Genomic DNA, 12,216 nt, shown 5'->3' with positions numbered 1-12,216 from the left:
AGTGAGGATATCCATGCGCCAACCGGACATCGAGATTTACCTGAAAGACGCCGACGTCGACCACAAGGCCATTTCCGCCTGGCTGGGCGCCGCCCTCGGCCCGTGCAGCGACTGGGTACAGAAAGGTCAGACCTACAAGTGCAAGGCCGGCAACATCCCGGTGACCTGGCTGCCGAAAGCCGTGGGCAAGTGGAACAGCCTGTACCTGGAAAGCGATGCGACCCCATGGGACGACGACATCGCCTGCGCCCGCGCAGCCTTTGCCGCGCTGAACGTCGAAGTGCGCTGCGCACCGGGGACGTGGGTTGAAGAAGAAGGTGAAGAGACGGCGGACCGCTGGATCCGGATCAGCGCCGATGGTGAAGAAGAGATCACCTGGAAGACTGCTTAAAAACCAGCAACACAATGCCAATGTGGGAGCGAGCCTGCTCCGGGCGGCGTTCCGACGATTGCGTAGTGTCAGTCGATATCAAGGCTGACTGATACACCGCAATCGCGAGCAGGCTCGCTCCCACAATGATTTTTGGTGTTCTGAAGATTTGCGTTACAGGCCTACAACGTCTTCAGCCTGCAACCCCTTCTGCCCTTCCACCACCGCGTATTCAACCTGCTGACCTTCGGTCAGCGAACGGTGGCCTTCACCGCGGATCGCGCGGTAGTGCACGAACACGTCCACCCCGTCTTCGCGCTGAATGAAGCCGTAGCCCTTGGCGTCGTTGAACCACTTCACGTTGCCGGTTTCACGTGTTGCCATCTGTTCATACTCCTTTTTTATTATTGAACAGGCTTTTCGCAGGAAAGCCTTTGCGGAACGTCAGCCTGCGTCCGACGTCCATAAAAGGGCCCCGGCGACAGACCGCCGAGTATATGACAGGCGGCAAAACTCTCAACAGGAGATTACTTCGCCGCTTTTTTGCCGATTTTCGAGTAATCCGGCAAACTGTCGACCGCCCGAGCAAACGCTCGGTTTATCCACTCACGCAGAAGCCGTATGACCCGTTCCCCGTTCCGCCGTCTTGTGTTTGGCACCTTGCGCCGACTGTTGTATCTCTGGGTTCGCTCCGAGACGATCAACCAGTCGTCGTTCACCCTCAACCTCGACCGCAGTCGTCCGGTGTTCTACGTCCTGCAAAACCCATCGCTCACCGATCTGGCGGTGGTCGACACCGAGTGCACCAAGGCCGGCCTGCCGCGCCCGGTGCTGCCGGTGTCAGTGGGTTCGCTGATCGAACCGGCGGCGTTCTTCTATCTGACGCCGGACCCGGACTGGCTCGGCCGCCAGGACAAACGCGGCGCACCGCCGACCCTGACCCGACTGGTCAGCGCCCTCAGCCAGAATGCCGCCGAAGATGCGCAGATCATTCCGGTCAGCGTGTTCTGGGGCCAGTCGCCTGACAGCGAAAACAGCCCGTGGAAACTGCTGTTCGCCGACAGCTGGGCCGTCACCGGGCGCCTGCGTCGGCTACTGAGCATCATGATTCTGGGGCGCAAGACCCGCGTGCAGTTCTCCGCGCCGATCCACCTGCGCGAGCTGATCGAGCACAACAAGGGCCACGAGCGCACCGTGCGCATGGCCCAGCGGATCCTGCGGGTGCACTTCCGCAACCTCAAGGCTGCGGTGATCGGCCCGGACATTTCCCACCGCCGTAACCTCGTCAAAGGCCTGCTCAACCAGCCGCTGGTCAAGCAAGCGATCCTCGATGAAGCCGAGCGCGAAAACATCTCCCCGGAAAAAGCCAAGGCCCAGGCCCTGCGCTACGGCAACGAGATAGCCTCGGACTACACCTACACCGCGATCCGCTTTCTGGAAGTGGTGCTGAGCTGGTTCTGGAACAAGATCTACGACGGGATCAAGGTCAACCACATCGAAGGCGTGCAGAAGGTCGCCCAGGGTCACGAAGTGATCTACGTGCCGTGCCACCGCAGCCACATCGACTACCTGCTGCTGTCGTACCTGCTATTTCGCAACGGCCTGACCCCGCCGCACATCGCCGCCGGGATCAACCTCAACATGCCGGTGATCGGCAGCCTGCTGCGTCGTGGCGGTGCGTTCTTCATGCGCCGTACGTTCAAGGGCAATCCGTTGTACACCTCGGTGTTCAACGAATACCTGCACACCCTGTTCACCAAGGGCTTCCCGGTCGAATACTTCGTCGAGGGCGGCCGCTCGCGTACCGGGCGCATGCTGCAACCGAAAACCGGGATGCTGGCGATCACCATGCGCAGCTTCTTGCGTTCCTCGCGGATGCCGATCGTGTTCGTGCCGGTGTACATCGGTTACGAACGCGTGCTTGAAGGGCGGACTTACCTCGGCGAACTGCGTGGCGCGAGCAAGAAGAAAGAATCGATCTTCGACATCTTCAAAGTCATCGGCGCGCTCAAGCAGCGCTTCGGCCAGGTGGCGGTGAACTTCGGCGAGCCGATCAAACTGGCGGAATTCCTCGACAGCGAACAGCCGGGCTGGCGCCAGCAGGAGCTGGGCCCGCAGTTCAAACCGGCATGGCTTAACGAAACCACCAATCGCCTCGGCGAGAAAGTCGCGCAGCACCTGAACGAAGCGGCGGCGATCAACCCGGTCAACCTGGTGGCGCTGGCGCTGCTGTCGACCACTCGTCTGGCACTGGATGACCGGGCCATGGCGCGGGTGCTGGATCTGTACCTGGCGCTGCTGCGCAAGGTCCCGTACTCGCCGCACACCACATTGCCGGAAGGCGATGGCCGGGCGCTGATCGAACACGTGAAGGACATGGACCTGCTGTCCGAGCAGAACGATGCGCTGGGCAAGATTCTCTATCTGGACGAGCAGAACGCCGTCCTGATGACCTACTACCGCAACAACGTGCTGCACATCTTCGCCCTGCCGGCGCTGCTGGCAAGTTTCTTCCAGAGCACTTCGCGCATGAGCCGCGAGCAGATCCTGCGCTACACCCGTGCGCTGTATCCGTATCTGCAGGCGGAACTGTTCATCCGCTGGAGCCTGGACGAACTGGATGCGGTTATCGACCAGTGGCTGGAGGCGTTCGTCGAACAAGGCCTGCTGCGTTTCGAGAAAGACGTGTACCTGCGCCCGGCGCCAAGCTCGCGGCATTTCGTGCTGCTGACCCTGCTGTCGAAGAGCATCGCCCAGACCCTGCAACGCTTCTACATGACCGTGTCGTTGTTGCTCAACGCCGGCCAGAACACCATCAGCGCCGAAGAACTGGAAGACCTGTGCACGGTCATGGCCCAGCGCCTGTCGATCCTGCATGGCCTGAACGCACCGGAGTTCTTCGACAAGAGCCTGTTCCGCCACTTCATCCAGACGATGCTCGATCTCGACGTGCTGCGTCGCGACGAAGCGGGCAAGTTGAGTTATCACGAACTGCTTGGAGAACTGGCCGAAGGCGCAGCGAAACGGGTGTTGCCTGCGGAGATTCGATTGTCGATCCGTCAGGTGGCGCTACATCGCAGTGAGGATGCGGCGGAAACTGCAACCTCGCCGGCTTCCTGAAACTTGAGGACAACTAACCGGCAGACCGGATCGTTTTCCGGTTAGTTGTTTTATGAATTAATGGGTTCTTTTTAATCGATAAGGAATTCGATATGAGCCTGTTGAATGAATCACCCCAGACCATCAATGTAACCCTCAGCCTTCCACCTGACTTCAACGCCCCTCTCGACGGAAACAATGAAACCGTCGTCGATGTTCAACTGATCAGTACCCTGCAAACGACAAGTGTCAAACAGTGGCGATATCCCTCCATCGTCGACGGCCAGTGGAACTTCCGGTTCCCGCACCGACACAGTGAAGTCAGCGTCAAATACCGCGTCACCATCCAGTTGTTTCACAATGGACAACCCTTGCTGCTGGAGCAGGATCACTTCGTCATTGTTCATCAGGCGCCCCATCGCCAGACGCTGCATCTGAGTCCGATCGGTTACTTGTACGTTGAAGTGCAGGAACCCGAAATGATTCCCCCCGAACAGGCAATCACCATCAGCCTGCATGAAAACGAAAGTCCCGATGTCGAACTGGCGCGCGTTTCTCACGATGAGGAAACGGCCACTTCGTTTTATCTTGAATATGATCCGGAACATGTGGTGCCAGGCAAACGCTATGCACTGACCGGCATTGAAAACAGATACCACCAACGGCTTACTGTATTCCCTGAAGCTATCGAACTTGTACCAGCGACACGTCGGCCCCGATCGCGCCTGTTGCGGGCAATCGATCAGTGGCTGAATGAACCGTTACGTTTGTTCACTGACTCACTTTCCAAAATCCGCTAGATTTCTCTGGGCGCCCCTCTGGCGCCCAAGTCTTTTGAGGTCCCCATGAAAAAACTTTCTCTTCTCGCCGCCGCCACTCTGTTGAGCGCCTGCCAGTCCACTACACCGAGCGGAAAAGCGAGCCTCGACGGCGAAGTGTTCTACCTGCAACGCATCGCCCTGCCGCCAAGCGCGACCTTGAGTGTGAGCCTTCAGGACGTTTCGCTGGCCGATGCGCCGGCCGTCGTGCTCGATGAACAGAAAGGCCCGATCAAGGGACAAGTGCCGCTGCCGTTCCATTTGAGCTACGATCCGGCCCTGGTCAAACCCGGCCACCGCTACTCGGTCAGCGCACGCATCGAGGTCAACGGCGAGCTGATGTTCATCACCACCGAAAACCATGCCGTGCAACTTGATGGCAAGGATCCACAGCCATTGAAGATCCGCGTCGACGCCGCCCGCTAACGCTCTTATGAACAAGGAAGCCTTGATGCTCCGCCCTACCCTTCGCTTCGCTGGCCTGTGCGCGGGCCTGATGATCTCCGCCAGCGCCATGGCCCTGTCCCTCAGCGACCTGTCGCAGGGCGACGCCACCGGCGGCCTCAAGGATGCCCTGACCCAGGGCGCGCAACTGGCCGTCAAACAACTCGGCACGCCGGGTGGCTTCAGCAATAACCCGGACGTAAAAATCGAACTGCCCGGTAAACTCGGCAAAGTCGCCGGCAAGATGAAAGCGTTCGGCATGGGCGCCCAGGTCGATGAACTGGAAACCGCCATGAACAAGGCGGCGGAAACCGCCGTGACCCAGGCCCAGCCGATCCTCGTGGATGCCGTGAAGAAAATGAGCGTGGCCGACGCCAAAGGCATCCTCAGCGGTGGCAGCGACTCCGCCACCCAATACCTGGACAAGTCCAGCCGCGAACAGATCCGCGCGAAGTTCCTGCCAATCGTCAAACAGGCGACCGACAAGGTAGGCGTAGCACAGAAGTACAACTCCTTCGCCGGCCAGGCTGCGACGCTGGGTGTGGTCGACGCGAAGAGCGCCAACATCGAAAGCTACGTGACCGAACAAGCGCTGAACGGCCTGTTCGAGATGATCGGCAAACAGGAAGAAACCATCCGCAAGAACCCGGCCGCTGCGGCGACGAGTCTGGCGAAGAAGGTGTTTGGTACGCTCTAGGCCGACGCTGCACGGGAGCGAGACAACTCGCTCCCGTCCTTCAACACACTGGCTGGACTGCGTAAAAAGAACACCCACTCGCTGCCCATTTTCCTTTTCTCGAAGACCTGCAACTCGACCAGTCCATTCAGGGCTGACATCGCGATGCTGCAAGAACAACCCAAGCGTTCCCTCACGTTGCTCGCCGTAAACTCCTTCGCCACTCCGCTCTTGGCCACCTGATACAGCGCCCGCTGCCTTTGCGTCAGCCGCTCGAAAAAACCCGACGCCATCAGCCAGCGCTCAAAGTCTTCCGTGTACGCCAGGCTTTTGCGGTAGACATCCGTGAAGCGACTGACCGCACGCTGAATCACCGAACACTGAAACTCGATGAAATACGTCAGATCCAGCTCATCGGCCTCGCTATGCAAATACGACCGTCCGTACTTCACCGGCGCATTGCGCAGCAAAGGACTGATCGCAATGTAGCGAAATGCCGAAAACTCGTGCTTGAACATGAACCAGTAGAACAACGCCCTCGCAACCCGTCCGTTGCCATCACGAAACGGATGTTCGTAGCCCAGAGAAAAATGCAGCGTGATCGCCTTGATCAACGGGTGCAGGTAGTCCTTTTCCTGAGGTGAACCGAGTGGCTGATTGATCCAGCGCACGAGTCTCTGCAAACGCATCACCAGCCCGACAGCGGGCGGCGGTGTATGCACCGTGTTGCCCTCGCCGTCCTGTACCACCACTTCATCGTTCGTCCTGAACAAACCGGGACTGTATTGCGCGTCATCGATCCCCTCGACGCCCACCCGATGCATTGCTGCGATCAAGTCGACGCTCAAGGGTTGGTAACGGTTTTCCCAGGCGAAATTCATCATCCTGTAATTGCCCATGACCATGCGCTCATCCGGCGTGCGCGGCTGCCGTTGATACTTGAGCATGTCCTTGGCAACCCGCGTGGTCGTTGCCGCACCTTCCAACTGGCTGCTGGCGATCACTTCGTCTTCGATCAGATCATTGAGCAAATAACTGAAATGCGACCGTTCGCCAATCTGCCCGGTCATGCATTCCAGCGAAGCGGAAGTCGTCTGCAGATCGACGGCCGAAAGGGTTTTCCGTGCCGAGGGTGTCAGCAAATACTTGCCCCACTGCGGCGGCTCACCCAATGGCAGGAGATTGATGTACTGCGCAACCCTCGCCCTCTTCACCAGCGCCCAACACAAACGAGCGTCCAGCCCCGGCGCCCAGCGATAGCGCAAATCCTCGAAAGGCAAATAACGCCCCCGATCATCAAGAGGCTTGAGCAACGCCAGATAATCCACCAGATACTGCTTGTGCGGCGCCCGCGCCAATAGGTCGAACACCGGATCTGAGCGTCCTTTCAACACTGGCGGCTTCTTCATGAAAAACCTCTCGACCACTCATAAAAACAGAGAACCGAGTACAACACCCAGACCGAACCGCCTCAATATCAGAGGATTCTGAAAAAGCTGTAGGAGACACCGCAGCCCATAGCCACTCAAACACGATGAGCGTTAGCTCGAGTACCGCTTTTGACGTGCCGGCCCCATCGGCAGGCTGAGTGGAGGGATTTATCCGGGGGTAGGCGCGAAGCGCCGTTCGACGAAGTCGAACACATCGAGAGGAGGTGCAGCGAAGCAAACCGGAGGCGATGCCCCCGGATGAATCCCGGAACGAAGGAACACCGAGCCAAAGCGAGGTGCCGAACGCCGGGGCCCAGCCTTTTGGTTCCTTTTTGGCGTCTGAAAAAGGGACTCGCCGTAAGGGCGAAACCGCCAGCGGCAACACCCGAAGCAACGGATATTCACAAAAAACACCCAGAGCCTGGCCGGCCCGAAGGCCGCCACGCTCACCAAACCAAATCAAGCCTCCTTGCGAACCCGGAACCAGGCCGCATACAACGCCGGCAAAAACAAAAGCGTCAAAGCAGTCGCCACAATCAACCCGCCCATGATCGCTACCGCCATCGGCCCGAAAAACACACTGCGCGACAACGGAATCATCGCCAGCACCGCCGCCAGCGCCGTCAGCACAATCGGCCGGAACCGCCTCACGGTCGCCTCGATAATCGCCTGCCAGGGCTTGAGCCCCGCCGCAATATCCTGCTCGATCTGATCCACCAGAATCACCGAGTTGCGCATGATCATCCCCGACAGCGCAATCGTCCCGAGCATCGCCACAAATCCGAACGGCTGACGGAACACCAGCAGAAACAGTGTCACCCCGATCAGCCCCAGCGGCGCCGTCAGAAACACCATCGCCGTACGCGAGAAACTGCGCAGTTGCACCATCAGCAAGGTCAGGACCACGACAATGAACATCGGTACACCGGCGTTGACCGACTTCTGCCCGCGCTCGGAGTCTTCGACCGTGCCGCCAACGTCCAGCAGATAACCGTCAGGCAATTCGGCACGGATCGGATCGAGGGTTGGCTGAATCTGCTTCACCAGCGTCGCCGGTTGCTCCTTGCCATAGATGTCGGCCCGCACCGTCACAGTCGGCAGCCGGTTGCGATGCCAGATGATGCCTTCCTCGAAGCCATATTCCAGCGTAGCGATCTGCGACAGCGCGACGCTGCGACCGTTGTCGGTCGGCACCGCCAGACTCGGCAACAGCGACAGCTCGGTACGCTCATGCACGGTGCCGCGCAGAAGGATTTCGATCAACTCGTTGTCTTCGCGATACTGGCTGACACTGGAACCGGTCAGCGAGCTCTGAAGGAATTTCGCCAGATTCGCTGTGCTCACCCCCAGCGCCCGGGCGCGGTCCTGATCGATGTTCAGGTACACGACCTTGCTCGGTTCTTCCCAGTCCAGATGCACGTTCACCACATGCGGATTCTCGCGGACCTTGGCCGCGACTTTCCGGGCAAGCGCACGGACTTCTTCGATGTGCTCGCCCGTGACGCGGAACTGCACCGGATAGCCTACCGGCGGGCCGTTCTCCAGGCGCGTAACCCGCGAACGCAGGGCCGGGAATTGTTCGTTCAGGGTGTCGATCAGCCACGTCCGCAGCGCTTCACGCTCCTCGATGGTTTTCGCCAACACCACGAACTGGGCAAAGCTCGCCGCCGGCAGTTGTTGATCCAGCGGCAGATAGAAACGCGGCGAGCCGGTGCCGACGTAGGCCACGTAATTGTCGATGCCGGCGTGATCCTTGAGCATCGCTTCCAGTCGCTTGACCTCGGCGGTGGTGTTGGCCAGCGACGCGCCTTCCGCCAGTTTCAGATCGACCATCAGCTCCAGCCGGTTGGAGGCCGGGAAGAACTGCTGCGGGACGAATTTGAACAGCATTACCGAGGCGACGAACAGCCCCACCGTCAGCACGATCACTGTCTTGCGCCGACGCACGCACCACTCCACCAGACGTCGAACCCGCTGATAAAACGGTGTGGCATAAGGGTCCGGCTGACCGTCACCACTGCCGTGTTTGGCCGCGTGAATTTTCGCCAGATCCGGCAGGAGTTTTTCCCCGAGGTACGGCACAAACATCACCGCCGCCACCCACGAAGCCAGCAACGCGATGGTGACAACCTGAAAGATCGAGCGGGTGTATTCACCGGTGCCGGACTGCGCGGTGGCAATCGGCAGGAAACCGGCGGCGGTGATCAGCGTACCGGTGAGCATCGGGAATGCGGTGCTGGTCCAGGCGTAACTGGCCGCCTTGATCCGGTCGAAGCCCTGCTCCATTTTGATCGCCATCATTTCCACGGCGATGATCGCGTCGTCCACCAGCAAGCCCAGCGCCAGCACCAGCGCGCCGAGGGAAATCTTGTGCAGGCCGATCCCGAGGTAATACATGCAGGCAAAGGTCATCGCCAGCACCAGCGGAATGGTCAGCGCCACCACCATGCCGGTGCGCACGCCGAGGGAGAAGAAGCTCACCAGCAACACGATGGCCAGTGCTTCGACCAATACCTGGACGAACTCGCCGACGCCGTTTTTCACTGCCGCCGGCTGATCGGAAACCTTGCGCAGTTGCATGCCGGCCGGGAGGTTTTTCTGGAGGCGGGAGAATTCGGTTTCCAGGGCCTTGCCCAGCACCAGAATGTCGCCGCCGTCTTTCATCGCCACCGCAAGGCCGATCGCGTCTTCGCCCATGAAGCGCATGCGCGGGGCCGGCGGGTCGTTGAAACCGCGTCGCACATCGGCGACATCGGAGATGCGGAACGTACGATCACCGACCCGGATCGGGAAGTTTCTGATCTCGTCGACTGTCTGAAAATTCCCCGAAACCCGTAGCTGCAAGCGCTCGCTGCCGGTCTCGAAGAAGCCGGCGGTGGACACCGCGTTCTGTTCTTCCAGCGCCTGCTGAACCGCCGCCAATGGCAAGCCGAGGGTGGCGAGTTTGACGTTGGACAACTCGACCCAGATCTTCTCGTCCTGCAGCCCGAGCAGGTCGACCTTGCCCACGTCCTTGACCCGCTGCAGCTGGATCTGGATGCGGTCGGCGTAATCCTTGAGCACGGCGTAGTCGAAACCGTCGCCGGTCAGGGCGTAGATATTGCCGAAGGTGGTGCCGAATTCATCGTTGAAGAAGGGGCCCTGAATGCCCGGTGGCAGGGTCTGGCGGATATCGCCGACCTTCTTGCGTACCTGATACCAGAGATCCGGAATCTCGACCGAATGCATCGAGTCGCGGGCGATGAAGGTGACCTGTGATTCACCGGGACGAGAGAACGAAACGATGCGTTCGTACTCGCCGGTTTCCATCAGCTTCTTTTCGATGCGCTCGGTGACCTGGCGCGAGACTTCCTGCGCCGTGGCGCCGGGCCAGCGGGTCTGGATGACCATGGCCTTGAAGGTGAACGGCGGGTCTTCGCTCTGGCCGAGCTTGGTGTAGGACAAGGCGCCGACGATGGCCAGCAGAAGCATCAGGAACAGTACGATCTGGCGATTACGCAACGCCCATTCGGAAAGGTTGAAGCGCATCGGGACTTACTCCTTGTCCGCCAGATTGACCACACGGTTGGAGCGATCCACGGGACGCACCTGCTGCCCTTCCAGCAGCACATGCACGCCGGCGGCCACGACCCAGTCGCTGGCGTTGAGGCCTTCGAGCACCGGCACGGTTTTCTCGCCGAACGGGCCGATGCGCACGGGCGTCTTTTTCAAGGTGTTGTTGGCGCTGACGACCCAGACGTAGGTCGCGCCGTTTTCAGCGGTAAGGGCCGAGAGCGGCACCGACAGCGGGATCACGTCAGCGGTCTGCACGAAGACCCGGGCGCTCTGGCCGAGTTCGACCGGCACGTTGCCGGCGGTGAAAGCGATGCGAGCGGCGAAGGTTCGGGATTTAGGGTCGGCCGCTGGCGACAGTTCACGGATTTTGCCGGCGAAGCGCTGGTTCGGTTGCGTCCACAGCTCCACGGACACAGGCTGGCCAACCTTGAAGCGGCCGAAGCTTTGTTCCGGCAGGCTGATCGACACTTCGCGTTCGCCATCGGTGGCGAGGGTGAATACGGTCTGCCCGGCGGCGACCACTTGCCCGACTTCCACCGAACGCTTGGCCACCACGCCATCCTGAGGCGCACGCAGCACGGCGTAACTGGCCTGGTTGGTCGAGACGTTGAATTCGGCTTTGATCTGTTTGAGGCGAGCCTCACCGGAGCGGTAGAGGTTTTCGGCATTGTCGTAGGCCGAGCGGCTGACCATCTGCCGTTCCATCAGGGTCTTGTAGCGGTCACGCTCGGCGCGCACCAGATTCAGATTGGCTTCGGCGGCGGTGACCTGGGCGCGGGTGGCTTCCAGTTGCAGGCGTACGTCCTGCGGATCGAGTTCAGCCAGAGGTTGATCGGCCTTCACGCGCTGGCCTTCCTCGACCAGTCGTCGGCTGACTTTGCCGCCGATGCGGAACGCCAGATCCGGTTCATACCGGGCGCGAACCTCGCCCGGATAACTTTCCATCGCCTGCGCCGAAGGCTCTGGCTGCACCACCATGGCCGGTCGCACGCTGACTGGCGTCACCTCTTCCTTGCCACATGCCGACAATAAAAACGCCAGAGTGACTGGCACCGCAAAGGACAACGCATGGCGGAACATGGTGAAGGACCTTTCGCTAAGGAGGCTTGGAATATTTATACTGGCCGGTATGTTATTAATAGCAAACTCACCAGTCCAGTATTAAAAGCGAAGAATGTCGAACAATCTTTCAGCTCCAAACGGCCCCGGCCGCCCGAAGGATCCGGCCAAGCGCCAGGCGATTCTCGAAGCGGCAAAAATCCTGTTCCTGAGTCACGGCTATGCCAACACCAGCATGGACGCTGTGGCCGCCGAGGCTGGCGTGTCGAAGCTGACGGTCTACAGCCATTTCAATGACAAGGAGACGCTGTTCTCTGCCGCTGTCGTCGCCAAATGCGAGGAGCAATTGCCGCCGCTGTTCTTCGAATTGCCGGACGGCATCGCAGTGGAAAATGTGTTGCTGAACATTGCCAGAGGTTTTCACCACCTGATCAACAGCGATGAGTCGGTGAACCTGCATCGCCTGATCATGGCGCTGGGCAGTCAGGATCCGAAACTGTCGCTGATCTTCTTCGAGGCCGGTCCGCAGCGCATGGTGCAAGGCATGGAGCGGCTTCTGCGGCGGATCGATGAGACTGGCGCGCTGCGCATCGACAACCCGCACAACGCCGCCGAGCATTTCTTCTGCCTGATCAAGGGCGCGGGGAATTTCCGGTTGCTGTATGGCTGCGGTGAACCACTGACCGGCGAGGCGGCGGAAAGCCATGTACAGGAAGTGGTCGAGTTGTTCATGCGCGCCTATCACCCCTGAAAACAAAAATCCCA

At 59.9% G+C, this 12,216-nt stretch carries 10 protein-coding genes; 6 read left to right on the top strand and 4 right to left on the bottom strand.

Annotation, left to right across the window (positions count from 1 at the left end):
• The first annotated feature begins 13 nt into the window (after positions 1-13).
• Positions 14-391 (top strand): hypothetical protein, encoded by a 378-nt coding sequence (locus tag DXT77_RS07200; RefSeq protein WP_039769649.1) that lies wholly within the window; start codon positions 14-16, stop codon positions 389-391.
• 153 nt (positions 392-544) lie between these two features.
• On the opposite strand, the gene DXT77_RS07195 is transcribed toward DXT77_RS07200, so the two are convergent.
• The gene (locus tag DXT77_RS07195) at positions 545-754 is read right to left on the bottom strand and encodes a cold shock domain-containing protein (RefSeq protein ID WP_007954750.1); all 210 of its coding nucleotides are present in this window, start codon (positions 752-754) and stop codon (positions 545-547) included.
• 237 nt (positions 755-991) lie between these two features.
• Between DXT77_RS07195 and plsB the strand changes: the two genes are divergently transcribed.
• The 4 genes from plsB (at position 992) to DXT77_RS07175 (ending at position 5,428) form a co-directional block, all read left to right on the top strand.
• Positions 992-3,490 (top strand): glycerol-3-phosphate 1-O-acyltransferase PlsB, encoded by a 2,499-nt coding sequence (plsB, locus tag DXT77_RS07190; protein WP_119427156.1) that lies wholly within the window; start codon positions 992-994, stop codon positions 3,488-3,490.
• Positions 3,491-3,582: 92 nt separating this feature from the next.
• Positions 3,583-4,269 (top strand): hypothetical protein, encoded by a 687-nt coding sequence (locus tag DXT77_RS07185; RefSeq protein ID WP_119427155.1) that lies wholly within the window; start codon positions 3,583-3,585, stop codon positions 4,267-4,269.
• 45 nt (positions 4,270-4,314) lie between these two features.
• Positions 4,315-4,713, top strand: a complete 399-nt coding sequence (locus DXT77_RS07180; RefSeq protein WP_119427154.1) for a YbaY family lipoprotein — start codon at positions 4,315-4,317, stop codon at positions 4,711-4,713.
• Between the two features lie 25 nt (positions 4,714-4,738).
• Positions 4,739-5,428, top strand: a complete 690-nt coding sequence (locus DXT77_RS07175; protein ID WP_119427153.1) for a DUF4197 domain-containing protein — start codon at positions 4,739-4,741, stop codon at positions 5,426-5,428.
• Here DXT77_RS07175 and DXT77_RS07170 read toward each other — a convergent pair.
• The 3 genes from DXT77_RS07170 to DXT77_RS07160 all read right to left on the bottom strand — a co-directional run bounded on the left by DXT77_RS07170 (position 5,425) and on the right by DXT77_RS07160 (position 11,472).
• A complete protein-coding gene (locus tag DXT77_RS07170; RefSeq protein ID WP_119427152.1) occupies positions 5,425-6,816 on the bottom strand; it encodes a Fic family protein in 1,392 nt (463 codons plus the stop codon). The two genes, DXT77_RS07175 and DXT77_RS07170, sit on opposite strands and share 4 nt — an antisense overlap.
• A gap of 480 nt (positions 6,817-7,296) precedes the next feature.
• Positions 7,297-10,365 carry an efflux RND transporter permease subunit gene (locus DXT77_RS07165; RefSeq protein ID WP_119427151.1) on the bottom strand — a complete coding sequence of 1,023 codons (3,069 nt, stop codon included), beginning with the start codon at positions 10,363-10,365 and terminating at the stop codon, positions 7,297-7,299.
• A gap of 6 nt (positions 10,366-10,371) precedes the next feature.
• Positions 10,372-11,472 carry an efflux RND transporter periplasmic adaptor subunit gene (locus tag DXT77_RS07160; RefSeq protein ID WP_085712820.1) on the bottom strand — a complete coding sequence of 367 codons (1,101 nt, stop codon included), beginning with the start codon at positions 11,470-11,472 and terminating at the stop codon, positions 10,372-10,374.
• A 94-nt stretch (positions 11,473-11,566) separates the two neighbouring features.
• Between DXT77_RS07160 and DXT77_RS07155 the strand changes: the two genes are divergently transcribed.
• Positions 11,567-12,202, top strand: a complete 636-nt coding sequence (locus tag DXT77_RS07155; RefSeq protein ID WP_119427150.1) for a TetR/AcrR family transcriptional regulator — start codon at positions 11,567-11,569, stop codon at positions 12,200-12,202.
• Positions 12,203-12,216 lie beyond the last annotated feature (14 nt).

Source organism: Pseudomonas sp. 91RF (genome assembly GCF_003576265.1).
GTDB classification, from domain to species: domain Bacteria; phylum Pseudomonadota; class Gammaproteobacteria; order Pseudomonadales; family Pseudomonadaceae; genus Aquipseudomonas; species Aquipseudomonas kribbensis.
This window is presented reverse-complemented; position numbering and strand designations above follow the sequence as displayed.

What these genes read in the sequence shown, in the direction of transcription:
- DXT77_RS07200 (WP_039769649.1), top strand. Translation starts at nt 14, where the DNA reads ATGCGCCAACCGGACATCGAGATTTACCTGAAAGACGCCGACGTCGAC.
- DXT77_RS07195 (WP_007954750.1), bottom strand. Translation starts at nt 754, where the DNA reads ATGGCAACACGTGAAACCGGCAACGTGAAGTGGTTCAACGACGCCAAG.
- plsB (WP_119427156.1), top strand. Translation starts at nt 992, where the DNA reads ATGACCCGTTCCCCGTTCCGCCGTCTTGTGTTTGGCACCTTGCGCCGA.
- DXT77_RS07185 (WP_119427155.1), top strand. Translation starts at nt 3,583, where the DNA reads ATGAGCCTGTTGAATGAATCACCCCAGACCATCAATGTAACCCTCAGC.
- DXT77_RS07180 (WP_119427154.1), top strand. Translation starts at nt 4,315, where the DNA reads ATGAAAAAACTTTCTCTTCTCGCCGCCGCCACTCTGTTGAGCGCCTGC.
- DXT77_RS07175 (WP_119427153.1), top strand. Translation starts at nt 4,739, where the DNA reads ATGCTCCGCCCTACCCTTCGCTTCGCTGGCCTGTGCGCGGGCCTGATG.
- DXT77_RS07170 (WP_119427152.1), bottom strand. Translation starts at nt 6,816, where the DNA reads ATGAAGAAGCCGCCAGTGTTGAAAGGACGCTCAGATCCGGTGTTCGAC.
- DXT77_RS07165 (WP_119427151.1), bottom strand. Translation starts at nt 10,365, where the DNA reads ATGCGCTTCAACCTTTCCGAATGGGCGTTGCGTAATCGCCAGATCGTA.
- DXT77_RS07160 (WP_085712820.1), bottom strand. Translation starts at nt 11,472, where the DNA reads ATGTTCCGCCATGCGTTGTCCTTTGCGGTGCCAGTCACTCTGGCGTTT.
- DXT77_RS07155 (WP_119427150.1), top strand. Translation starts at nt 11,567, where the DNA reads ATGTCGAACAATCTTTCAGCTCCAAACGGCCCCGGCCGCCCGAAGGAT.